Annotated in this window: 24 protein-coding genes and 1 tRNA gene; 14 read left to right on the forward strand and 11 right to left on the reverse strand. The window is 67.1% G+C overall.

Annotated elements, in window-relative coordinates; genetic code table 11:
• Window positions 1-23: 23 nt before the first annotated feature.
• Window positions 24-632 carry a GTP cyclohydrolase I FolE gene (gene folE, locus B2G71_RS16420; RefSeq protein ID WP_098107702.1) on the reverse strand — a complete coding sequence of 203 codons (609 nt, stop codon included), beginning with the start codon at window positions 630-632 and terminating at the stop codon, window positions 24-26.
• Window positions 629-2,158 (reverse strand): phospholipase D-like domain-containing protein, encoded by a 1,530-nt coding sequence (locus tag B2G71_RS16425; RefSeq protein ID WP_206049432.1) that lies wholly within the window; start codon window positions 2,156-2,158, stop codon window positions 629-631. The genes folE and B2G71_RS16425 overlap by 4 nt, the downstream gene beginning before the upstream one ends.
• Before the next feature lie 191 nt (window positions 2,159-2,349).
• On the opposite strand from B2G71_RS16425, the gene B2G71_RS16430 reads away from it, so the two are divergent.
• From B2G71_RS16430 to B2G71_RS16465, 8 genes are all read left to right on the forward strand, one after another.
• Window positions 2,350-2,880 (forward strand): nuclear transport factor 2 family protein, encoded by a 531-nt coding sequence (locus B2G71_RS16430; protein WP_098107704.1) that lies wholly within the window; start codon window positions 2,350-2,352, stop codon window positions 2,878-2,880.
• Window positions 2,881-3,149: 269 nt separating this feature from the next.
• Window positions 3,150-3,770, forward strand: coding sequence for a hypothetical protein (locus B2G71_RS16435; RefSeq protein ID WP_098107706.1), 621 nt, complete (start codon window positions 3,150-3,152; stop codon window positions 3,768-3,770).
• 203 nt (window positions 3,771-3,973) lie between these two features.
• Window positions 3,974-5,341 (forward strand): chloride channel protein, encoded by a 1,368-nt coding sequence (locus B2G71_RS16440; RefSeq protein WP_240530199.1) that lies wholly within the window; start codon window positions 3,974-3,976, stop codon window positions 5,339-5,341.
• Between the two features lie 73 nt (window positions 5,342-5,414).
• Window positions 5,415-6,377, forward strand: coding sequence for a cytochrome c oxidase subunit II (gene coxB, locus B2G71_RS16445; RefSeq protein WP_098107707.1), 963 nt, complete (start codon window positions 5,415-5,417; stop codon window positions 6,375-6,377).
• Complete coding sequence (gene ctaD, locus B2G71_RS16450; RefSeq protein WP_098107709.1) at window positions 6,374-8,896, forward strand: cytochrome c oxidase subunit I; 2,523 nt, start codon at window positions 6,374-6,376, stop codon at window positions 8,894-8,896. Before coxB ends, ctaD begins: the two co-directional genes overlap by 4 nt.
• A complete protein-coding gene (locus tag B2G71_RS16455; RefSeq protein ID WP_098107710.1) occupies window positions 8,893-9,273 on the forward strand; it encodes a hypothetical protein in 381 nt (126 codons plus the stop codon). The genes ctaD and B2G71_RS16455 overlap by 4 nt, the downstream gene beginning before the upstream one ends.
• Window positions 9,270-9,866, forward strand: coding sequence for a cytochrome c oxidase assembly protein (locus B2G71_RS16460; protein ID WP_098107712.1), 597 nt, complete (start codon window positions 9,270-9,272; stop codon window positions 9,864-9,866). The genes B2G71_RS16455 and B2G71_RS16460 overlap by 4 nt, the downstream gene beginning before the upstream one ends.
• A complete protein-coding gene (locus B2G71_RS16465) occupies window positions 9,863-10,927 on the forward strand; it encodes a c-type cytochrome (RefSeq protein WP_098107713.1) in 1,065 nt (354 codons plus the stop codon). The genes B2G71_RS16460 and B2G71_RS16465 overlap by 4 nt, the downstream gene beginning before the upstream one ends.
• 130 nt (window positions 10,928-11,057) lie before the next feature.
• Here the strand turns inward: B2G71_RS16465 and B2G71_RS16470 are convergent.
• Window positions 11,058-11,134 (reverse strand) — tRNA-Arg (locus B2G71_RS16470).
• A gap of 46 nt (window positions 11,135-11,180) precedes the next feature.
• A complete protein-coding gene (locus B2G71_RS16475) occupies window positions 11,181-11,618 on the reverse strand; it encodes a (deoxy)nucleoside triphosphate pyrophosphohydrolase (protein WP_346426943.1) in 438 nt (145 codons plus the stop codon).
• A gap of 71 nt (window positions 11,619-11,689) precedes the next feature.
• Here B2G71_RS16475 and B2G71_RS16480 point away from each other — a divergent pair, with 71 nt between their 5' ends.
• Together B2G71_RS16480 and B2G71_RS16485 are read left to right on the forward strand one after the other, a co-directional pair.
• Window positions 11,690-11,875, forward strand: coding sequence for a Flp family type IVb pilin (locus B2G71_RS16480; RefSeq protein WP_098107717.1), 186 nt, complete (start codon window positions 11,690-11,692; stop codon window positions 11,873-11,875).
• A 108-nt stretch (window positions 11,876-11,983) separates the two neighbouring features.
• A complete protein-coding gene (locus B2G71_RS16485) occupies window positions 11,984-12,151 on the forward strand; it encodes a Flp family type IVb pilin (RefSeq protein ID WP_098107718.1) in 168 nt (55 codons plus the stop codon).
• A 99-nt stretch (window positions 12,152-12,250) separates the two neighbouring features.
• On the opposite strand, the gene B2G71_RS16490 is transcribed toward B2G71_RS16485, so the two are convergent.
• The 4 genes from B2G71_RS16490 to B2G71_RS24175 all read right to left on the reverse strand — a co-directional run bounded on the left by B2G71_RS16490 (window position 12,251) and on the right by B2G71_RS24175 (window position 16,805).
• A complete protein-coding gene (locus tag B2G71_RS16490; protein WP_098107720.1) occupies window positions 12,251-13,759 on the reverse strand; it encodes a M48 family metalloprotease in 1,509 nt (502 codons plus the stop codon).
• An 80-nt stretch (window positions 13,760-13,839) separates the two neighbouring features.
• Window positions 13,840-14,721 (reverse strand): tyrosine recombinase, encoded by an 882-nt coding sequence (locus tag B2G71_RS16495; RefSeq protein WP_098107722.1) that lies wholly within the window; start codon window positions 14,719-14,721, stop codon window positions 13,840-13,842.
• 36 nt (window positions 14,722-14,757) lie between these two features.
• Window positions 14,758-16,662: a hypothetical protein gene (locus B2G71_RS16500; RefSeq protein ID WP_098107723.1), complete on the reverse strand. Its 1,905-nt coding sequence runs from the start codon at window positions 16,660-16,662 to the stop codon at window positions 14,758-14,760.
• Window positions 16,659-16,805: a hypothetical protein gene (locus tag B2G71_RS24175; RefSeq protein ID WP_168176390.1), complete on the reverse strand. Its 147-nt coding sequence runs from the start codon at window positions 16,803-16,805 to the stop codon at window positions 16,659-16,661. The genes B2G71_RS16500 and B2G71_RS24175 overlap by 4 nt, the downstream gene beginning before the upstream one ends.
• A gap of 58 nt (window positions 16,806-16,863) precedes the next feature.
• Here B2G71_RS24175 and B2G71_RS16505 point away from each other — a divergent pair, with 58 nt between their 5' ends.
• The 4 genes from B2G71_RS16505 to B2G71_RS16520 all read left to right on the forward strand — a co-directional run bounded on the left by B2G71_RS16505 (window position 16,864) and on the right by B2G71_RS16520 (window position 19,396).
• Complete coding sequence (locus tag B2G71_RS16505; protein ID WP_240530193.1) at window positions 16,864-17,436, forward strand: shikimate kinase; 573 nt, start codon at window positions 16,864-16,866, stop codon at window positions 17,434-17,436.
• A complete protein-coding gene (gene aroB, locus B2G71_RS16510) occupies window positions 17,427-18,545 on the forward strand; it encodes a 3-dehydroquinate synthase (RefSeq protein ID WP_098107726.1) in 1,119 nt (372 codons plus the stop codon). The genes B2G71_RS16505 and aroB overlap by 10 nt, the downstream gene beginning before the upstream one ends.
• A gap of 167 nt (window positions 18,546-18,712) precedes the next feature.
• On the forward strand, window positions 18,713-19,069 hold the full coding sequence (locus B2G71_RS16515) for a PRC-barrel domain-containing protein (RefSeq protein ID WP_098107728.1): 357 nt from the start codon (window positions 18,713-18,715) through the stop codon (window positions 19,067-19,069).
• A gap of 141 nt (window positions 19,070-19,210) precedes the next feature.
• Window positions 19,211-19,396 (forward strand): DUF3008 family protein, encoded by a 186-nt coding sequence (locus tag B2G71_RS16520; RefSeq protein ID WP_098107729.1) that lies wholly within the window; start codon window positions 19,211-19,213, stop codon window positions 19,394-19,396.
• 75 nt (window positions 19,397-19,471) lie between these two features.
• On the opposite strand, the gene B2G71_RS16525 is transcribed toward B2G71_RS16520, so the two are convergent.
• The 3 genes from B2G71_RS16525 to B2G71_RS16535 are packed head-to-tail and all read right to left on the reverse strand — an operon-like array spanning window position 19,472 to window position 22,655.
• Window positions 19,472-20,257, reverse strand: coding sequence for a thioesterase family protein (locus B2G71_RS16525; protein WP_098107731.1), 786 nt, complete (start codon window positions 20,255-20,257; stop codon window positions 19,472-19,474).
• Window positions 20,258-20,260: 3 nt separating this feature from the next.
• The gene (locus B2G71_RS16530; protein WP_098107732.1) at window positions 20,261-20,632 is read right to left on the reverse strand and encodes a tRNA-binding protein; all 372 of its coding nucleotides are present in this window, start codon (window positions 20,630-20,632) and stop codon (window positions 20,261-20,263) included.
• Window position 20,633: 1 nt separating this feature from the next.
• Complete coding sequence (locus B2G71_RS16535; RefSeq protein ID WP_098107733.1) at window positions 20,634-22,655, reverse strand: acetyl/propionyl/methylcrotonyl-CoA carboxylase subunit alpha; 2,022 nt, start codon at window positions 22,653-22,655, stop codon at window positions 20,634-20,636.
• Between the last annotated feature and the right edge of the window lie 17 nt (window positions 22,656-22,672).

The raw sequence follows: 22,672 nt of genomic DNA on the forward strand, positions 1-22,672 counted from the left end.
AACCCGGGCGGCACCGAGCCCGATCAGTACCCCATCAGGCTCATCACTTCCTCGCGGCTGCGCTGATCCTCCAGGAAGGTGCCCATCATCCGGCTGGTGATCATGCCCACGCCCGGCGTGCGCACGCCGCGCGCGGTCATGCAGGCGTGGCTGGCTTCGATCACCACCGCGACGCCGTGGGGCTTGAGGTGGTCCCAGATGCACTGCGCCACCTCGGCGGTCAGCCGCTCCTGGATCTGCAGGCGCCGGGCGAAGCCGTGCAGCACGCGCGCGAGCTTGGAAATGCCGACCACGTGGTCGCGCGGCAGGTAGGCGATCGCCGCCTTGCCGATGATCGGGGCCATGTGGTGTTCGCAATGCGATTGGAACGGAATGTCCTTGAGCAGCACGACCTCGTTGTAGCCTCCGACTTCCTCGAAGATACGCGACAAGTGGATCGCCGGGTCTTCGTTGTAGCCGATGCAGTATTCCTTCCACGCGCGCGCGACCCGCTTGGGTGTGTCGAGCAGACCTTCACGGCTCGGATCGTCGCCCGACCATTCGATGAGCGTGCGGATGGCATTCTGGACGTCTTCGGGAACCGGAACCTTGCCCTTGGGATCGTCCTCGTCGGGGCCTACCAGGCTGCTCATCCCTTCTTTCTCCTAGCTTTTATCTTTTCCAGCATGTTGCGCGTCCGGCGCAGATAGCCCTTCCGCTTGAACAGACCGCGCTTGCTGATCGGTTCGAACATCTCTTCGGGACGTTCTGGATCGAAGACGGCAGCCTGGGCAAGGGCTCTTTCAGTTTCGGATATCTCCTGCAAGGGTAATATTTCGAGCCTTTTTCCCGTTTGCGGCAGGGATTCGATGAAGGCGATCATCGAACCGTGCTGTTCGAGCCCGGCAGCGACATCCTCGATCGAAACGCCGCAGTGCTCTGCGATCAGCGAATGGCGAAGGTCGGTGATCGCCGGTCCGCAGCCGGCGTTGGACGGGCGTGCGCAGTCGATGAAGACGTCGCATTCGGAATCGAGCCCCATCGAGCGATTGTTCATATTGGCAGAGCCGACTCTCAGGATCTCATCGTCGATGATCGTGATCTTCGCGTGGACGTAGATCGGCGTCCCGCCGGATGTGTAGGGCGTGTAGATCCGGAACCGCCCGGCATGGTCGACGGCGTGTACGACCTCGCGCAATTCGGCGCGCGCGCTGTCCATCGCGACTTGCTCAAGCCAGCCGTCGGCGTGAAGCGGATTGACGATCACGATCTCGGGCGGATCGGGCTCGCTCAGCCGTTCGCAAATCGCCTCGGCGATGCGGCGCGAGGCGAAATACTGGGTCTCGGCATAAATGAAGCGCTTGGCCCGGGCGATGTGATCGACGAACAGCGATTCGATCTCGCTGATCTGGCTGCACTCACCGTACCTCGCCCGCGTGCGCGCGATGCCGATCTCGACGTCGCGGAACTCGGCCTCGACCGGTTCGGGCCAGGCGCTTTCCTGCTGCGGGCGGCACGGTGCGAGCTGCTCGCCGCCCGCCGCCTCCCAGCGCGCGCGCCCGAGCGCCGAAAGCGCGCGCGCGACCTCGCCTTCGAGCAGCATCGTCGCGTCGTGCCAGGGATCGTAGTGCCGCCCCGCGGGCCGCTTGCGGCGCGGATCGTTGTGAACGTGCTCGCGCGTGTCCCAGCGGTCGGTGGTCATGTCGATCCCGCCGCAGGCCGCGAACTTGTCGTCGATGACGAGGATCTTCTGGTGGTGGCTGCACCCGACGGGGTGCGCGGAATCGAACTTGAAGTCGATCGAATCGTTCTTCACCCAGCGCAGCAGGTCGACCACCATCGTGCCGCGGAATATCGACTTCACCAGCGAGAAGTTCCACTTGAGGAGCTTGACCTCGAGCCCCGGCGTTCGCCGCGCCACCCAGAGCACGAAAGAGCCGAGCCGGGCGGGGAAATGACCCTTGTGCGGCAGGTGCCACCAACGCCGCCCCGAGGTGAGCAGTATCCGGGTATCGACGTCCCAGCCGACGATGAAGATGCGCTGGCGGGCCTGCGTCATCGCGATGCGCGCCACATCGAAATAGTCCGCCGCGTCGATCACGACGTGTGCGCGGCTGGCCTTCGCATAGCGCCAGACCGACGGCTCTATGCCTTCGTCGCCCCAATCGTCGTTCTGCACTGCGTCCTTGCCCGGTAACACGTTCGATCCCAGACCCTGACAACCCCCGAGCCGCGCCGTCGTTCCACGAGCGCGCTCGATACGGCGCAAGGGCTTGCCCGAGGCGGCCCCCGCCGCTCTGCGCCATTGCCTTTGCGGCGCCGCGTCCGCAATCCTCTGGTCCGCAAATACATGTCCAGGGAGAAGCAGCGATGACCACCCCCGTCAGCCGTGTCCTCGAGGAACTCGCGGATCGCGAGGCGATCAAGGAATGCCTCTACCGCTACGCGCGCGGCGTCGACCGGCTCGATGCCGACATGATCCGCAGCGCCTACTGGCCGGACTGCATCGACAGCCACATGGGCTTCACCGGCAATGCCGAGGAATTCATCGCATGGTCCTTCCCGATCATGGGCTCGATGGACCAGACCATGCACATGATCTCCAACGTGCTGATTTCGCTGCGCGGGGACGAGGCGGACTGCGAGGCCTACTTCTACGGCATCCACCGCATCAACCTGCCTGACGGCAGCAAGTCCGACGTAATCGGCGCCGGCCGATACCTCGACACGCTCGCCAAGCGCGACGACGAATGGCGGATCCTGCGGCGCAACGTCGTCACCGACTGGTTTCGCCAATATCCCGATTCCGCCGACTGGTCGAACGGCATGCTCGGCATCATGATCGAGCCGGGCGGGCGCCATCCCGACGACGAAAGCTACTCCCTGCTCTCGCTCAAATAGCATTTCGCGGCGCTTTCCCGCGGGATTCACGGGCTATTCAGTTGCAAATCGTTATATTCCAGCCATAACAATTGGCATGGAGCGGGGCGCTTGCGTCTCCGTACCGTGTCGCGGCCCGCCTATCGGGCCGTCCGGCATCGCCGCCAGCGCCCGTCGTAGGCTGCCTCATATGCCGTTCATCACGAGTTTGCCTCCGTCGCGGAACGTAGCGGAGCCATGTGTGTTTGGAATTATCGAAAGAGATTTCCAAGGTCGTAGAGGAGTACCCAATGAAGAATACCCTGATCGCACTCGCCCTCGCCGGCGCCAGTCTCATGCCCGCCGCCGCCGCGGCTCAAGTTGCGCCGGAAGTCGCCGCAATTCTGAAGACCGGCGCCACGGTCTATGGACCGCAAGGCGCGGAGGTCGGTACGATCACGTCGGTCGAGGGCGCCAACATCGTGCTCGATACCGGCGCGCACAAGGCGACGCTGCCGGCGACCTCGCTCGGCAAGAACGAGAAGGGCCTGCTCATCTCGATGACCAAGCAGCAGCTCGACTCCGCTGTCGCGGCGGCCGAGGCCAAGGCGAACTCGTCGCTGATGGCCGCGCTGACCACTGGCGCCGAGGTGAAGACCACCGACGGCATGGTCGCCGGTACGATCACCAGCATGGAAGGCGACAACATCACGCTCGAACTGCCGACCGGCAAGTCGATCGTGCTGACTCGCGAGTTCATGATGGCGGACGCTTCGGGCCTCAAGGTCAAGATGGACAGCCCCACGTTCCAGAGCGCGGTTGCCAAGGCGACGAGCGGCGGCGCCGATGCGAGCGCCACGGCTGACGCCGCGACCGAGACCGGCACGGAGACCGCCGCCACCGACGAGGCGAGCGAGGACGCAGCCGAATAATCGGCCGACGAACCGACTGACACGAAGGCCGGGGCGCGCTGAGCGCTCCGGCCTTTGCTGTTTTTGCAGGCCCAAGGGGCTTGAAGTGCCCGAAGCGATTGCCCCATAGGCGACCGGTCGTTCCGGCAAGCGCGGACCTCGCGCGCCGATCCCTCCGATCCGCAGCAATCAGGCGCTAGGTGACCCGCAAAAATCCGTCCCGGTTGATCTCACGCTGGAAACGCAGCCTGTCCGATCCCTTCGACGCCGCGCGGCGCAGGGCGGCGACGGCGTCCGGCGCGGTGAGCCTGGGCCTCGTCGCCATTCTCTTCGCCATGCTCGGCGACGAGGCGCAGAAGCACTTCACCGCGATGCTGCGCGTGCAGCCTTACCTTCCGCTCGTAATCACGCCGCTGGGCTTCGCCGTCGTCGCCTGGCTGACCAACCGCGTTGCGCCGAGCGCACGCGGTTCGGGCATTCCCCAGGTCATCGCCGCGGGCAAGGCGCCCGACATCGCCTATGGACGGCTGCTCTCGCTGCCGACCGCGCTGCTCAAGCTGGGGTTCACCGTGCTCATCCTGCTCGTCGGCGGATCTGTCGGGCGTGAAGGACCGACCGTCCAGGTCAGCGCCGCGATCATGATCCTGTGGCATCGGGTCTTCCGGGTGCCGATGACCTCGGGCGTGCTCATCGCCGGCGGGGCGGCGGGCGTCGCCGCCGCTTTCAACACGCCGCTGGCCGGCGTCGCCTTCGCGATCGAGGAACTTGCCGCCGCGTTCGAGCAGCGCGTCGCCCTGCTGGTGATGGGCGCGGTGGTCGTGTCGGGTCTCGTCAGCCTCGGCATCGCGGGCGACTACGTCTATTTCGGCGTCATGCACGAGACGCTGAGCGTCGGTTCGGTCGTGCTTATCGCGCCGGTCGCCGGCATCATCGGCGGCGCGGTGGGCGGCGCGTTCTCGCGCATCATGCTGGCCGCCTCGCGCGGCGGCTTTGCCTGGTACGACCAGTTTCGCACGCGCCCCGTCCTGCTCGCTTTCGTGTGCGGCCTCGTTGTCGCGGTGATCGGCATCGCCACCGGCGGGCTGACCTGGGGCACCGGCTACGAGACCACGCGCGACCTGATCGAAGGCACCGGCGACGCCTCGGGCTGGTTTGGGCCGGCAAAGTTCGCGGCGACGCTGGCGACCGCGCTGAGCGGCGTGCCCGGTGGCATCTTCGCCCCCTCGCTGGCGGTGGGCGCCGGTCTCGGCGAGTTGCTGAGCTTCGCCTTTCCCGATGATCCCATGGCCGCCGTGGTGCTGCTGGGTATGACCGGCTATTTCGTCGGCGTGGTGCGCGCGCCGCTCACCGCGGTCATCATTCTCATGGAGACGACCGCGAGCCGGGGCATGATCCTGCCGCTCTTCGCGACCGCGCTGATCGCCGACGGCGTCAGCAAGGTGGTCTGCCGTGAAAAGCTCTACCACGGGCTCGCGCGCGGTTTTCTCGCGCCGCGAAAGACGGCCGCACGCACGCCGGGCGGCGAAGCCGTGGAACCGGCCGCCGGACCGTCCACGGCCCCGCCTCCATTGCCCGATGACGACAAAACGTAGCTGAACGCGCAATGCGGTGAACCCTGAGCCGTCTCGTGCATTGTAGCCGGGAGGAAACAGGGACGGGTACTTTTTGCGACGACTTGCCGCCACCAGTCTGCTCGCCGTTGCCGGATGCAACGCACACCAGTCCGCGCTTGCGCCGTTCGGCGAGGAAGCCGACGATACCCTGACGCTGACGATCGTACTCGCCATAGGGGCGCTGATCCTCGCCTCGGGCGTTGCCGTACTGGCCTGGCGCGCGGCGCGCAGCCCGAAAGGGGCGATCAGCCACGAGGGCGGGATGAAGCTGGTCCTGTGGCTCGGCGCGGTCGGTCCGGCGGTGATCCTGACCGTGCTGCTGCTCTTCGCCCTGCCCGCGATGCGCCCCATGTCCGCTGCACCGGGAGACCTGCGCATCCGCGTCGAGGGCGAGCAGTTCTGGTGGCGCGTGCGCTACGATCCCGCCGGCGAGGCGCCACTGACCGCCGCCAACGAGATCCGGGTGCCGGTCGGCCGTACCGTGGTGTTCGACCTCACCGCGACCGACGTGATCCACAGCTTCTGGATTCCCGGGCTCGCGGGAAAGATGGACATGATCCCCGGACGCACCAACCGGCTCGTCGTGCGGGCGCGCAAAGCCGGTATCTATCGCGGGGTCTGCACCGAGTTCTGCGGCCTTTCGCACGCGCTCATGGCCTTCGACGTCATCGCCATGGAGCCTGCCGCCTTCGACGCGTGGCTCGCCGATGCACGCCGCGCTTCGGACGGTAACGAGGCGGACGCCGGGGGCGCGGCGGCCTTCGCCGCTCACGGCTGCGGCGCCTGCCATGCGATCCGCGGCACCGCGCACGACGCGCGGATCGGCCCCGACCTTTCGCGCTTCGGCGAGCGCCGCACGCTCGGCGCGGGCATTCTTCAGCCCACGATTGAGAACACCGCCGCCTTCATCCGCGATCCCCACCGCTTCAAGCCGGGCGCGCGCATGCCCGCCTACAAGTCCATGGCGCCCGCCGACGCCGAAGCCATCGCCCGTTATCTGAAGGGGCTGCCATGAGCCTGCACGAACAGGACGATCCCGAACTGCGCCGCGCCCAGGAAGAGCGCCTGCGCGCGGTCTGGGCCTCGCCCAAGGGGCTCTTCCTCAAATGGACCGATACCAACAACGACGCGGTCGGGGCGTGGTACACGCTCACCGCCTTCGGCTTCATGCTGTTCGCCGGCGTGCTCGCCCTGCTGATGCGCACCCAGCTTGCGGTGCCCGAGAATGATTTCGTCGAGGCGGGGACGTTCAATCAGCTCTTTACGCTGCATGGTTCGATGATGATGTTCCTCTTCGCCGTGCCGATGTTCGAGGCGGTCGCGATCCTCCTGCTGCCGCAACTCCTCGGAGCGCGCGACCTGCCCTTCCCGCGTCTCTCGGCTTTCGGCTACTGGTCTTTCCTGCTGGGCGGGGTATTCGTTTCGGGCTCGATCTTCTTCGACGCCGCGCCCGACGGCGGCTGGTTCATGTACCCGCCGCTCACCACGCGCACTGACCTCTCGGGCCTCGGCGCCGATATCTGGATGCTAGGCCTTTCTTTCATCGAGGTGTCCTCGGTGGCCGCCGCGGTCGAGCTGATCGTCGGCGTGCTCAAGTGCCGGCCGCCCGGCATGCGGCTCAACCTCATGCCGCTCTATGCCTGGTACATCCTCGTTGTCGCGGTGATGATCCTGTTCGCCTTTCCGCCGCTGATCGCGGGCGATGTGCTGTTCGAGATGGAGCGGCTGCTGAACTGGCCATTCTTCGACGCCTCGCGCGGCGGCGATCCGCTCTTGTGGCAGCACCTGTTCTGGATCTTCGGACATCCCGAGGTCTACATCGTCTTTCTGCCCTCGATCGCGCTGTTCGCGATGCTGGTGCCGACGTTCTCGCAGCGTCATGTCCTGGGCTATCCGTGGATCGTGCTGGCGGCGGTGGGCACCGCGTTCCTGTCGTTCGGGCTGTGGGTCCACCACATGTTCACCACCGGCCTGCCCAAGATCAGCCTCGCGTTCTTCTCCGCCGCGTCCGAGGCCGTCGCGATCCCGACCGCGGTGCAGATCTTCGTGTTCATCGCGACGATGTGGGCGGGCCGCGTGATCTGGTCGACACCGATGCTCTATGCGGCGGGCAGCCTGGCGATCTTCGTCATCGGCGGACTGACAGGGGTAATGGTCGCGGTCGCGCCTTTCGACTGGCAGGCGCACGACACCTATTTCGTGGTGGCGCACCTGCATTACGTGCTGATCGGCGGCACGCTGATGCCGCTGTTCGCCGGGCTCTACTACTACTGGCCGCTGATCACCGGAAAGACGCTCTCCGACCGGCTGGGCCGCATCGCGTTCTGGCTGCTGTTCATCGGCGCCAACCTGACATTCTTTCCGATGCACATCTCGGGACTTGAAGGCATGCCGCGCCGCGTCTTCACCTATCCCGCCGAACTCGGCATCGACGCGCTCAACCTGGCCTCGAGCATCGGCGCCTTCGTCTTCGCGGCGGGCGTGGCGGTGATCTGCCTCGACATAGCCCTTTCCCCGCGCCGACCGCTGGCCGCGCGCAATCCGTGGAATGCGGGCACGCTCGAATGGCTCGCCCACCCTCAGGACGAGCACTGGGGCATCCGCTCGATCCCGCTGATCGAGAGCCGCTACCCGATCTGGGACCAGCCCGATTTCATCAGGAAGGTCGACGAGGGCCGCTATTTTCTCCCCGACGCCGAGGAAGGCCGGCGCGAAACGATCGTGACCAGCGTGCTCGATGCACGCCCGCTCGCGGTGATCCGCCTCGGCACGCCGAGCTGGAAACCGATGCTGACCGCGATCGCGCTGGGCGGCGTGTTCATCTTCACCACCTATCACCTCTACTGGCTCGCGCTCGTATCGGGCGTGCTCACCCTCGCGATGGTACTATGGTGGCTGTGGACGGGGACCGCCGAGATCCCGGAAAGGGATTGCAAGCCGGTCGGCCACGGGATCGAGCTGCCGCTCTACATGTCGGGCACCGCCTCGCCCGGGTGGTGGGCGATGTTCATCACGATGATGGCCGACGCGACGGCGTTCTCCGGGCTCGTGTTCGGCTACTATTTCTTCTGGACGCGTCACGAGGACTTCCCGCCCGATGCGCTGGCGCACGCGCCCGGCGTGTTCTGGCCGATGGTCGCGCTCGCGCTGGGGGTGCTCGCATGGCTGCTGGCGATCACGGCGCGCGAGAGCAACGCGAAAGGCCGGGTCGGCGTGGCCCGCGCCCTGCTGATGCTCGCCATCGGCGCCTGCCTCGCCAGCGGCGCAGCGGGCGTTGCCGGGCCTTGGACCAGCGGCATGGCGCCCGAATCGCACAGCTATCCCGCGATCGTATGGACTCTCTCGATCTGGACCGCAGCGCACGCCGCGATCGGCGCGATCATGCTCGGCTATGCCCTCGCGCGCAGCCTCGCAGGGCGGATGACACCGCGCTACGACGCCGAAATCCGCAACGTGACCGTCTACATGCATTTTCTCGCGCTCACGACCGTCGTGACCTACGCCACCACCGGCCTGTTTCCGGAGGTCTCGTGACGAACCGGCGCCCCCGCCTCTATGAACGCCTCAGGGTCACGCTGTGGACGCTGATCGTTCCGCCGACCCTGTGGGCCGGGCACTTCCTGTTTTCCTATCTCTGGGCCGCGATCTCCTGCGCCAAGGCGGGCGAGTTCGCCACGTTCCCCTGGCTCTTCGTCGCGGGAACAGTGATCGCGCTCTTGCTCATCGCACTTGCCGGCTGGGTCGCCTGGCATCAGGCGCGCATTCCCGGCGACGCCCCGCCGCACCAGGATTCAACCGGTGTCGACCGCTTGCGCTTCATCGCCAAGTCGACCCTCCTTCTCGCGGGTCTGAGCTTCGTCGCGGTGCTCTATACCGCGCTGCCGGTGGTGTTCCTGGGAGACTGCCGATGAAGCGGCTCGCGCTCGTCGGCGGCATCGTGCTGGTTCCCCTCGGCTGGGCGCTGGCGCGGCTCGGCATGACCGGGCACATGGCCGCGCACATGATCGCGGTGGCGCTCGCCGCGCCGCTGATCGCCTTCGGGATCACCGGAACGCGGCTCGATCCCGCCCGGCGCTGGCCGCGCGTGGTGACGCCGATGGCGATGATGCTGCTCGAACTCGTCACCGTGTGGGGCTGGCACCTGCCTGCCCTGCGGAGCCTCGCCAGTGCGTCCATGCTTGCCGCCGCGCTTGAGCAGTTCTGCTTTCTCGCCGCCGGCCTGCTGCTGTGGAGTGCCGCGATGCGGGCCGGGCGCCGTGCCGCCGGCGTTGGCGCGCTGCTACTCACCTCGATGCACATGACGCTGCTCGGCGTGCTGATCGGGCTCGCCCCGCGCCCGCTCTACGGCACTGCCTCGCACAACCTCTTTCCCGGGCTCGATGCGCTCGCCGACCAGCAGCTCGGCGGCGTCGTCATGCTGCTGATCGGCGCGGGAAGCTATCTCGCCGGCGGCCTCGCGCTACTCTCGGGCCTGCTGCACGAGGACGGGGCGGAGCGGGCATGACGGTGCGCGTGACCTGGAAGCGCGCGTTCCTGGCGCTGCTCGCGCTGGCGGCGGGCGGGCTGCTGTTCGCCTGGTCGGGACTGTTCCAGATCGCCGCGAGTTCGGGCCACTGGGCGGTGACCGACTGGTTCCTCCACTGGACCATGCAGAACTCGGCACGCACTTACAGCACATTCCAGACCCCGGAGGACGTCCGCGACGACGACGCGCTCGTCAGCGCGGCCGGGCACTTCCGCCAGTCCTGCGCGGCATGCCACGGTGCGCCCGGCCTCGAGCCCTCGCCCGAGATGCAGGCCGCAACCCCGCCCGCGCCCGACCTCGCCGCGACCGTCGCCCACTACGACGACGCCGAGCTGTTCTGGATCGTCACCCACGGCGTGAAGTACACCGGCATGCCTGCCTGGCCCTCGCTCGAGCGGCCCGACGAAGTGCGCCGCATGGTCGGCTTCCTGCGCAGGCTACCGGGCATGTCGGAGCAGGAATTCGCCGCGCTCACCGAAGCACGAGCGCAAGCAAACCTTCCGGGCCTGCGTCCCGGCGTGCTCGCGACCTGTACCGGCTGCCATGGCACGGATGGTATGGGCCGCGGACAACCCGACATCCCGATCATCGCCGGGCAGCGGGCCGCATCGCTCGTCGCCGCGCTCGAGGCCTATGCCGCCGGCGAACGCGCGAGCGGACCGATGCAAGTCGCCGCCGCGCGCCTCTCCACCAGCGAGATACGTGCGCTCGCCGGTCATTTCGCCCGGATGCCGGGCCTTGCCGAAATCCCGCTGCCAGGCGAGCCCGCGTTGCTGACGCGCGGCATGCCGTCCAGGCAGCTTCCCGCCTGCACGCAATGCCACGCGCCGGATAAGCGTGCGCCGCTGATCACGGGCCAGCGTGAGACCTATATCGCCGATCGCCTGCGCAACTGGCGCGGCGAGAAAACCGTGATCGACGCAAAAAAGTCGAAGGCGCCCATGCCCACGATCGCGCGGCGTATTCCCGAAGAGGCGATTGCCGAGATCGCCAGGGCGCTCGCCGAGGTCCAACGCGCGCGGACGGCACCGCGCGATTAGTCGCGGCGGCGGTTGCGATTCGGAAGGCGAATCAGCGCGCGCAGCTGCCGAGCCTGTCGGAGACCCTCAAACCTTACCTTGCAGGCAAAGAAAAGCCCCGGAAAACCGAGGCTCTTCTTGTCTGAAAAAATGGCGCGCCCGGAACGATTCGAACGTCCGACCCTCAGATTCGTAGTCTGATGCTCTATCCAGCTGAGCTACGGGCGCCGGGAGAGACGCGCTCTTAGATAGGGCCCGACCGATTTGCAAGCGTTCAGAGCAGATTGTGGAAAACCATTTGTCCGAGCTGTTCCGCGAGCGGATAGTCGAGCGGCGGCATGTCCAGTGCCGACAGCTCGCTGGCCGCGACCCAGGCCAACTCGTCCGCCGACAGCGCCACGGGGCTTCCGCGCCACAGGCGACAGCCGAACAACAGGATCGTCAGCGCGCCCCCGCCCGCCGCCGACACGTGGCTGGCGAAGCCGATCGGCCGCAGGTCGTCCGCCGAAACGGTGAGGGTCAGTTCCTCGGCGATCTCGCGAACAGCAGCGCTCTCAGGCGTTTCGCCCGGATCAACCTTGCCACCGGGGAATTCCCATAGCCCGCCGTGCATGGCGCCGAAAGGCCGGCGCTGCATGAGCACTTTGGCATCCCGATCGATCAGAGCGACCGCCGCCACGAGCGTCGATGTCGAGTTTTTTTCCAATTCCACCGCCCGATTTAAAGAAAATTTAATCCTGAAACGAGCATCCTGCCACGCGATGGCCGCAGAACGAGAGTCCGATGCTGTTCAAAGTTCTCCTTCGTAACCTCTTGCGCGACGTACGCGGAACGTCGGCCGTCGAATACGCGCTCATCTGCGGCATGGTCATCCTGATCATGATCGTCGCGCTTCAGGGCGTCGCCGACGTCACTACCGATATGTGGACCGATGTCTCCGACAAGACCCAGGCCGCAATCGGCGAGTGACGTTTAGCATTTTTCAAGAAATTCCCCGTAAACCATCATTTGTCCGCGAGGCTGAAGTCAAAACGGACCGGGTACTGAAGACTGACTATACAACCAGGAGACTAGTCCATGAAGTTCATCAAGAAGCTCCGTCGTGACGAAGCTGGCGCGACCGCGATCGAATACGGCCTGATCGCCGCTCTTATCGCGGTTGCCGCGATTGTCGCGATGCAGGGCCTCGGCTCGCAGCTGAGCTCGACCTTCGACAAGGTCAAGACCGAGATGGAAACCGAATAAGCGGTTTTTCTTCGATTTGGATTGGGGCGGCAAGGTCACTTGCCGCCCTTTTCTTTTGTCTGACTGTCCGGAAATTTTACACGTTCGCGAGGCCCAGCCTCAGTAGGACACGATCTTCACCTTCTCGCCCGGGACGATCCGCGAAGCGGTGCTCAGGTTGTTGAGCACGAGGAAGCGTTCAAGCTTTGCATCGTCGTAAGCCATGCGCGCGGCCAGCGACTGAAGCGTGTCGCCGGGCCGAATGGTCACGACCTCGAGCCTGCGCGCCTTGACCGCGCCTGCCTCCGCGGTCGAGATTCGCTGCATTGACTTGAACATCGGATTGAACACGCCCGCCCGGCCGGCCTGTGTGATCGTGGTGAAGTGATAGGCTTTCCCGCCACCGAAATCATACGCGAAGACGACCACGTCGAGCGGTCCGTTGCTGCCTTGCACCCGTGCGGTGCCGTAAGCCGCCGGCAGTCCGTTGATCGTCGTGCGCTCGATCGACTGCGGCGTGATCGTCTGCTGGTTCGATTCGGTCAGCCCCGCGAAGGCCTGGGTGATATAGGTGTCGAGGTTGCCATCGAACGATCCCGTGGTGAACTCGGCCTTGCCGGTCTCGCCGCTGATCGAGACCGAGCGCGTGCCGTTGACCATGTAATAGCCGTCGGGCGCCTCGAAACGGAGCCGCAGTTCGGGGTGGATGAAGTTGCTGCCGTCGACGATGCCCTGCTTGGGATCGTCGCCGTAGACCAGCCCGTCGATCCGGCCGAGAAACGTATCGCGATTGGTCAAGCCGGTAGCGTTCGTACCGGCGCGGGCCAGCGCTTCCCTCACGCGCGAAGCGGGATCGGGGTGCGTGGAAGCCCATTCGGGCACCTGGTTGCGCGAGCCGCGAAGCTGCGATTCGAGCGCGTTCTGGCGAGCGAGGCTCTGCAGCACGGTCGACATCGCACGCGGGTCGTAGCCCGCGCGGTTGAGATAGGCGATGCCGAGATTGTCCGCCTCGGTCTCTTGGCCGCGCGAATACTTCAGCGTCAAGAGCTGCGAGCCTTGCGAAAAGAGCCGCTGGCCGAGCTGGCCGAACGAGCTGTCGCCCAGCAGCACGCCCGAGAGGATCGATCCGAGCACGCCGATGATCGAATTGCGCGTCGCCGCCTTCTGGCGCTTGGCCGAGTGGCGCGCGGCGACGTGGCCGACCTCGTGCCCCAGCACGCCGGCCAGCTCCGCCTCGTTGTTCATAAGCGCGGTGAGCTGGCGGGTGACGTAAACGTAGCCGCCCGGAATCGCGAAGGCGTTGTTAACCGGCGAGTTGAGCAGGGTGACGGTGAAATCGCTGCGTGCGTTGCCGAGGCCGGATTGCATCGCGATCGTCTTGCCGACGCTCTCGACATAGTCGGCCTGGGGGCCGGAAACCGCGCCGCCGAATTCGGCGATGAGCTGGGGATGTGCCTTCGCGCCTTCGGCCTTGTCGGCCTGGCTGATCGTGTTGACGCTTGCCGGAGCGGGCGCGGCGGCATCGGCGCCGCTGCTCGCCGTCATGCACCCCGCCCCCGTCAGCGCGAGCGCGGCGGTGCAGGCGACAAGCATCGGCTTCCCGCGTAAACGCTTGGTACGGCTCGCCATTTCCTTGATCTCTCCTGTTTTCTCTTCAGACCCTGCCCTGCCTTCAACCCCGCCCCGGGGCGCAGGTTCCCCGCCCTGCTCTAGCTCACCGCCTTGTCGCGCAGGGGATGCCGCGCGTTGACGAGCGCGACGAGCCGCGCGGAATCGACATGCGTGTAGATCTGCGTGGTCGCGATATCGGCGTGTCCCAGCAGCGTCTGAAGCACGCGCAAGTCGGCTCCGCCTTCGAGCAGATGCGTGGCAAAGGCATGGCGCAGGACGTGCGGCGAAACGCGCGTCGGATCGAGATCGGCGCGGGCGGCGAGTTCGCGCAGCAACTGGAACAGCCGCACGCGTGTGAGGTGCCCCGCCGCGCCGCGCGAAGGAAACAGGAAGCGGGACTTGTCCGCGCGCACGGCGAGCCAGCGCGAGAGCACCGCGCGTGCGCGGGTGCTCACCGGAACGAGCCGCTGCTGCCCGCCCTTGCCCGACACATGCAGGAACGGCGCATCGCGCGGCACCGCCGCGACCGGCAGCGCGACCAGTTCGCTCGCGCGCAGGCCCGAGCCGTAGAGCAGTTCGAGCAGGGCGAGCAGCCGCACCGCCTCGGGTCGGTCGCCCGCCGCTTCTTCCTCGGCACGGCCGAGAAAGCGTTCGACCTCGTCGCGCGAGAGGATTCTGGGGAGCGGCCGGCGCGCGCGAGGCCGGGGCAGCGCGCCCGACGGATCATCCTCGCGCAGCCCCTCGTCGACAAGGAAACCGTAGAACTGGCGCAGCGCCGAGCACTTGCGCGAGAGGCTGGCCGGCGCGAGCGCGGCCCAGGCCGGACCGAGCGAGGCGAGCGCAGCCCGGTCCGCGCGCGGCAAGTCGCCGAGCACGGATCGCGCGCCCTCAAGGTCGCGCCGGTAGGCCGCCAGGGTGTTGGCCGCCGCGCCGCGTTCGCTCGCAAGCATCGCCAGGAAATCCTCTAGCGGGTCGCTCATCGCCCGGGTCCGACCACGACCGCCGCACTTTCCCGGTCAGGCGCGCGCAACGGCCTCCGCGGCGATCATCCGCGCCTCCGCCTCCAGCCCCACCCGCCGCAGGGCCGAAACGATGTGATAGAGATAGCGCGGCGTCATCCGCTTCCAGCTCGATCCCTGCATGCCGAGCCCGGCGAGGAACACGACCGAGGCGGCGTCGTTGCTTTGCGCCGCGCCGTCGATCGCGCGGGTCCAGCGGGTTGCGCTGCCGAGCCGCATGCCGAGCCGGTCATCGAACCGCGACGCCGTGCCTTCGCCGATCCGCCCCAGCCCGGCCAGCCCCGCGACCAGGAATGCCGACTTGCGGCTTTCCTCGCTGGTGTCGTTGTCGGCGAAGGTGTTGAGCGCGCCGCCATCGACCTCGCCGGCACGGCCCGGCGCTGCGAAGGTCAACAGTGCCCATGCCTCGCTGCCCGGATCAACCACGCCCGCCCACCGCAGCGCGTTGGCGTCGAGCCCGGCGGTGAGCATCGAGGTAACGAGCGGCGCGGCGCTGCCCGCCATGTCGGCGCTCGCGGGGAGCCGCGCGGCGGCGAAAGCGGTGAGCACCCGGCGCGAATAGACCGCCTGCTCGCTGCTTGGCCCGTCCCAGAGCTGCTCGATCGCGGCGAGCCGCGCGGCGGGCGCGCTCGCGACATAGGCATCGCGCAGCGATTCGGCGCGGGCCGACCATTCGGCGGGCATGTCGGGCTGGCTGAAGATCTGTCCGTAGAGGTCGACCATCGCCGTGCTCGACAGCACGCCCACGCCGGCCGCCCAGTCCGCCGCCGCCGCCCGCCGCTGCAGGCTTGCCCCCGGGGCGAGCGCGATCAGCGATCTGTAGCGCGGCGAGGCCTCCTTCATCAGCGCCGCCGGCGGTTCGACCCCGACCGCGGTCGCCAGCCCGTAGCGCCAGGGGGTGATGCTATCGACGTCGTTCCACTCGATGGTGACGGCGCGGCGCGTCTTGCCCGCGGCGCCCGCGTATTTCTGCGCGAGCAGCACATCGACACGCGGCATCGTCCCGCGCGAGAGTGAGCGGTCGAGCTGGCGCAGCGCCTCGCTGCTGCTGCCGCGAAAGGCGCTGCAGATCGACCTTGCGGCGTCCCACTTGGCGTCGTCGCGCGCCGCCGTGTTGGTGGTCATGACCGGACATATCCCGGTCATGTCCCCCGCCTCGACGTAGGTATCGAAGGCCGCGGCGGTCAGCGCGGGACTGTAGTCGCCGGTATCGATGTCCTGCACGATCGCGCGCGCGGCGTCGACTTCGCCCATCCGCAGCAGGAGTTCGACCCGCAGCGCGAGGAACTGCTGCGGCGTAAGGCCGCGCGGCGCGTTGAGCCGCGAGGCGAGCGCCCGGCGCAGCAGGATGTGGCCCCAGCGCGAGACCAGCCGGCCGCGATTGCCAGCAAGCGCAAGGCGGACGAGGCGGCCGTTCTGGCCGCTCAACGAATTGGCGCTGAGCCCGCCCTCCTCCTCGGAGATCAGGCCGACCCGCGTGGTGGCCCGCCGCGCGGTGGGCGGGATGTCGAATTCAGGCTTGGCTCCGAGGATTTCGGCGAATTCCTCGGGCGTCATCCGCTCGAGCTCCTCGAGCGAAGGCAGCTCCTCGAGCGCGAGTCCCGCCGTGCCCGAGGCATCGGCACTTGCCGCCGCGCCGCCCGAAGCGGGCTCGCCCTGCACCACCGGGACCGATACCGAGCGCGGCGCGCCCTGGGTCGCCGGAGCGCTCGAGGGTGTCGGCGCGGGAGACTGCGCCTGCGCGGCTGGACGCGGCGCGGGTGCGGGCGCCGGGGCGGGCGTCGGCGACGGCTCGGGCGCGTCGAAGCCGGGCGGGAGCAGCGATTGCGGCGCGTCCTGCGCGAGCGCGAGGACCGAGGTCAGCGCCAGCGTGGCGCCGGTCAGCAACAGCAGCGGCCTCATTTCGTCAGCTCCGGAAGCGGGACGGTCTCGACGATGTCGCGCACGGGTTCGCGACCGCCGTCGACCCAGGCATAGGCGAGCAGCAAGGCGATGCAAACGCCCAGCCCCGCGAGCAGCCAGCCCCAACGCATGTCAAACGTCACTCACCTTCCTTCACCGATGCTTGCGCTGCGACCTAGCGCAACTATAGGCTTGCCCGCAATGGACCAGCAACCCGCCCCCTCCGCGAAGCCCAACGTGGCGCAGCTCGCGCGGAAGATCGACCGGCCGGTCGTGCTGGTGGGGATGATGGGCGTGGGCAAGTCGAGTGTCGGCAAGCGGCTCGCCGCGCTGCTCGACTGCGGCTTCGTCGATGCCGACGACGAGATCGAGAAGTCCGCGCAGTTGACCATTCCGGAGATTTTCGATCAGTTTGGCGAAGACTATTTCCGCGACGGCGAACGCCGGGTGATCGCGCGCCTCATGGCCGACGGCTCGCGGCGGGTCATCGCCACCGGCGGCGGGGCGTTCTGCAACGATGACACGCGCGCGCTGATCCTCGACAATGCGATCACCGTGTGGCTCGACAGCGATGTCGACACTCTTGTCGAGCGCACGTCGCGCAAGGAAAATCGGCCTTTGCTCAAGCAGGGCGACCCGCGCGAGATCCTTTCGCGGCTGCGCGAGGAACGGCGGCACGCCTATGCCCAGGCGCCGATCCACGTCGTGAGCACGAGCGGCCCGCATACCCACACCGTGGCCAAGGTACTGGACGGAATCGCGCAATGGCTGTGATCCCCGTCGACATCGCGGGGCGGCCCTACGAGGTGCACGTCGGCGCCGGGCTGCTTGCCGAATTCGTGCCGCTGTGCCGCGGCAAGCTGCGCAAGCGCGCGGTGCCGATCGTCACCGACCGCAACGTCCATGCGCTGTGGGGCGAAGTCATCGAGACCAGCCTGCGCGACAATGGCCACGAACCGCACTGGCGCATCCTGCCGCCGGGCGAGCAGACCAAGTCATGGGACCAGCTTGCCGCGACGGTGAACTGGCTGCTCGACCTCGAAGTGGAACGCGGCGACCACGTGGTCGCGCTGGGCGGGGGCGTGATCGGCGACCTTGCCGGCTTCGCCTCAGCGATCCTCAAGCGCGGTTGCCGCTTCATCCAGGTGCCGACGACGCTGCTCGCACAAGTCGATTCGAGCGTCGGCGGCAAGACCGCGATCAATTCGCCCGCCGGCAAGAACCTCGTCGGCGCCTTTCACCAGCCCTCGCTGGTGCTCGCCGATCTCGCGGTGCTCGACACCCTGCCCGACCGCGAACTGCTCGCGGGCTATGCGGAGGTGGTGAAATACGGCCTCATCAGCGATGCCGACTTCTTCGCGTGGTGCGAGCGCAACGGCACCGCGATGCTCGGCGGCGACGCTGCCTTGCGCGAATATGCCGTGTCGCACAGCGTCGCGGCCAAGGCCCGCATCGTCGCGATGGACGAGCTGGAGACGAGCGGCCAGCGCGCGCTGCTCAATCTCGGCCACACCTTCGGCCATGCGCTGGAGGCCGAGACCGGCTATTCGGCGCGGCTGCTGCACGGCGAGGCGGTGGCGCTCGGAATGGTCCTGGCGGCCCGCTATTCGGCGCGCCGCGAGCTGATGCCGGTCGCGAGCGCGGACCGGATCGCCGATCACTTCGCCAAGGCCGGGATGCGCGCCGAACTCGCCGAACTCGGGCTCGATTGCAGCGGCCGCGATCTCGTCGCGCACATGCTGCACGACAAGAAAATGGACGCGGGCACGCTCCCCTTCCTGTTGATGAAGGGCATCGGGCGAACCTACATGGATCGCGAAGTCCCGCTCGACGAGGTTGCTGCGTTCCTTGATGTCGAGCTGTTGCGCGGCGCCGCTTCTTAAGCGCATTTCGCCAGCGTTGACGCGAAGTGTGGCCTGACCGCGACGGGCTGCCGCGCGAAACGAAACCGCAGCATGTTTTCAAGCGTTTAGTTCCCGCAAGCACGAAATGGTCCGCGATTGCGCCGTCCTTGGGCGTGAGCGGACCTCGAGCAAAGAGGAGCCAGACGATGACCGATCCCATTGCCATCGACGAAACCGAACGCCTCATCGCCTCCGACAAGGTCGAAGGCACCCGCGTCTACAATCGCGAGGGCGACAAGCTCGGGTCCGTCATGAACTTCATGGTCAACAAGCGGAGCGGCAAGGCCGAGTATGCCGTCCTCGAGTTCGGCGGAATTTTCGGCATCGGCAGCGAGCACTATCCCATTCCCTGGGAAATGCTCGACTACGATCAGGAGACCGGCGGCTATGTCGTCGATCTCGACAAGGAGAAGCTTGAGGGCGCGCCGAGCTATCGCGACAAACGTCCGCGATGGGACGACATCTACGGACAGCAGGTCTTCGGATATTACGGCCTCGGCTAGCCCTACTTCTGAACGAGGCCCCAATTCCGACGGAGCCGATGCGCTAACCCGGGGGGCCGCGGCGCCTCGCAGCCAGGGCGCGCGGAGGCGGCAGGCCGTGTGCGGCCTGCCGCCGAGCCATCACGAACGGAGCAAGAAACCATGCCATCCAAGTCGAAAGCACAGCAAAAAGCCGCGGGCGCGGCACTTGCCGCCAAGCGCGGCGAAGCGAACAAGAGCGATCTCAAGGGCGCCTCGCGCGAGATGTACGACAGCATGAGCGAAAGCCAGCTCGAGGACTTTGCCGAGACCAAGCGCAAGGGCAAGCCCGAGCACGTCGACGACTAGAGCTTCCGCACTTCGCGCCGCATGGTCGGTCCGAACGGGTCTGGTTCGGGCAGCATCCTGCCTCGACCCGTGCGCTCAGCCGAACAGCGCGATCGATTGCATCCCGGCCGCGACGGACTCGCCCTGCCCGTTCCACAGGGCCATGGTCTGGCTCGAGCAGCCTGCGTGCGCATAGTCGCCGGTCGAGCGCAGCAGCCACCAGCCATCCCTGGTTTCAGGCCGCGCGGTGAGAGCATTGACGTGCCATTGCATGGTACTGACCGGCACGCTCGGCCCGAGGATCGACATGGCGCCGGGCGGCAGCGCGTCGGCGCAGAGCAGCAGTTCGACCATCGGATCGAGCCCCGCGCGATCGTCCAGCCTCACCCACCAGCACATTTCCGGCACGCGCTCCGGCATCTTCGGGCGCGCGAAGCGCACTTCGAAATTGTTGCGCAGGAACACCGCCCCGCGTTCGCGCGACAACGTCGAGGCCTCTCCCGGCGCGATCACGTCTTCGGGCATCGCCTGCCGGTCAACCGCGAGTGCGCTTTCGATCGGCCCCATGAAAACGAAGCTCGCGGTCAGCCCCAATCCCATCTCACCGACGATCCGCGCCTCGACCCAGGTGGCATTGCGCCCGCGCCGGACCACTTGCGCGCTCACCTCGACGTTGCCGAACAGCGGCGCGATCATGCTGATCTGCGCCGAGCGCAAGGGCGGCATCTCGCCACCGCCGACGCGCTGCGCCTCGTCCAGCGCCAGCGCCGCCGAGAAGCCGCCGTAGGCAGTGCGCCCCTGATGCCATGTCGCGGGCACGGTCACCGCGCGCCCCCCGCCTGCGGCCACGGCACCTGCGAGAACTTCGGGAAATGACGCCATGCGTCAGAACAGCCGCGAGCCGTCCGGCACGGGCGCGTCGGGCGAGAACAGCACGACCCTTCCCTCCTCGTCCGCGAACCCCAGCGTCAGCGCCTCCGACACTGCCTTGCCGATCTGGCGCGGGGGGAAGTTGACGACGGCCGCGACCTGTCTCCCGATCAAGTCCTCCGGCGCATAGCGCGCGCGCACCTGCCCCACGCTCTTGCGTAGGCCCACGCCCGGGCCGAAGTCGATCCTGAGCTTCAGGCTCGGCTTTCGCGCGCCTTCGTAGACCTCGGCCTCGACGATCGTGCCGACGCGGATGTCGACCTTGAGAAAATCGTCGAAGCCGATTTCGTCCGCCGGCGGCGCGGCCGGATCGTGGTCGAGGTGCATGCTACTCCAGCTCGAGGATGATCGCGTCGACCGCCAGGCTCTCGCCCTCCTTGGCATTCACCGACTTGACCGTCCCCGCCTTCTCGGCGCGCAGGATGTTTTCCATCTTCATCGCCTCGACCACGGCCAGCGGCTGGCCGATCTCGACCTTATCGCCCTCGGCGACGTTGAGTGAGACGAGCAGGCCCGGCATCGGGCAGATGAGATACTTCGAAAGATCGGGCGGGATCTTTTCGATCATGTGTTGCGCGTAATGGGCGATGCGTGAGGGCAGGCAGCCGACGACGTGGATCGCGCCGCGCGTCGTCATCCGGAAGCCGGTGCGCGTGACCGCGAGCTTGACGCCGATGTGATCACCGTCGGCCTCGGCCATGACGAAGCGGTCGCCCGGCGAATATTCCATCTCGATCTCGACCGGCTCGCCGTCGACGGTGATGTCGTCCTCGCCGATGACGACCTCGTAGGGCTGCTTCTCGATCGTCACGGTCCATTCGGCCGGGGGATCGAGCGGTTCGGCGAGCTGGCCGTCGACGCGGCTCGAGCGGTCGGCGCGCGCGGCGGCGATGAAGGCCGCAATCGCGGCAAGCCGGACCTTGAAGTCGTCGGACGCTGGCGCGCCGTGGAATCCCTCGGGGTATTCCTCCGCGATGAAGCCGGTGGTCAGTTCGCCCGAGCGGAAGCGCGGATGCTGCATGATCGCCGAAACGAAATCGATGTTGTGGCCCAGCCCTTCGAGCTCGAAGGCATCGAGCGCGGCGATCTGGAGATCAGCGGCCTCGTCGCGGGTCTCGCCCCAGGTGACCAGCTTGGCGATCATCGGATCGTAGAACATCGAGACTTCGCCGCCCTCGAACACGCCGTCATCCACGCGCACGCCGCCCACGCCGCGGCGGCCGTTCTCGGCCCCGTCGTCGGTCCAGCCTTCGACCGGCGGATTGTAACGCGACAAACGTCCCGTTGAGGGCAGGAAGCCGCGATAGGGATCTTCGGCGTAGATGCGGTTCTCGATCGCCCAGCCGTCGATCTTCACGTCGTCCTGCGTCATCTCGAGCTTCTCGCCAGCGGCGACGCGGATCATCTGCTCGACGAGATCGATGCCGGTGATGCACTCGGTGACCGGGTGCTCGACCTGGAGGCGGGTGTTCATCTCGAGGAAGTAGAAGCTCTCGCCCGTGGGATCGGCGCCCGAGACGATCAGCTCCACGGTGCCCGCCGAGTAATAGCCCACCGCTTTCGACAGCGCGACGCACTGCTCGCCCATCGCCTTGCGCATCTTTGGCGTGACGAAGGGCGACGGCGCTTCCTCGACCACTTTCTGGTGGCGGCGCTGGATCGAGCATTCGCGCTCGTTCAGGTAGAGGATGTTGCCGTGCTTGTCGCCGAGGATCTGGATCTCGATGTGGCGCGGGTTGAGAATGAACTTCTCGATGAAGACGCGATCGTCGCCGAAGGAGTTGAGGCCCTCGCGCTTCACGCTCTCGAAGCCCTCGCGCACGTCCTGCTCGGAATAGGCGAGACGCATGCCCTTGCCGCCGCCGCCGGCCGATGCCTTCATCATCACCGGGTAGCCGATCTCGTTCGAGATCTCGACCGCGTGATCGGTGTCGCGGATCTCGCCGACGAAGCCGGGCACGACGTTGACGCCGGCTTCCTTGGCAAGCTTCTTCGATTCGATCTTGTCGCCCATCGCGGCGATGGCGTTGACGGGCGGGCCGATGAACTCGATCCCCGCCTCGGCCAGCGCCTCGGCGAACGAAGTGCGCTCGGACAGGAAGCCATAGCCCGGATGGACCGCCTCGGCGCCGGTCTGCTTGCACGCCTCGATGATCTTGTCGGCGATCAGGTACGACTGCGCGGCGGGCGCCGGGCCGATATGCACCGCTTCATCGGCCATCTTCACGAACGGCGCGCGAGCGTCGGCGTCCGAATAGACGGCCACCGTGGCGATGCCCATGCGGCGCGCGGTCTTGATCACGCGGCAAGCGATCTCGCCCCGATTTGCGATGAGGATCTTCTTGAACAACCCCGTTACTCCAATTC

Source organism: Novosphingobium sp. PC22D (genome assembly GCF_002556635.1).
Lineage (GTDB): Bacteria > Pseudomonadota > Alphaproteobacteria > Sphingomonadales > Sphingomonadaceae > Novosphingobium.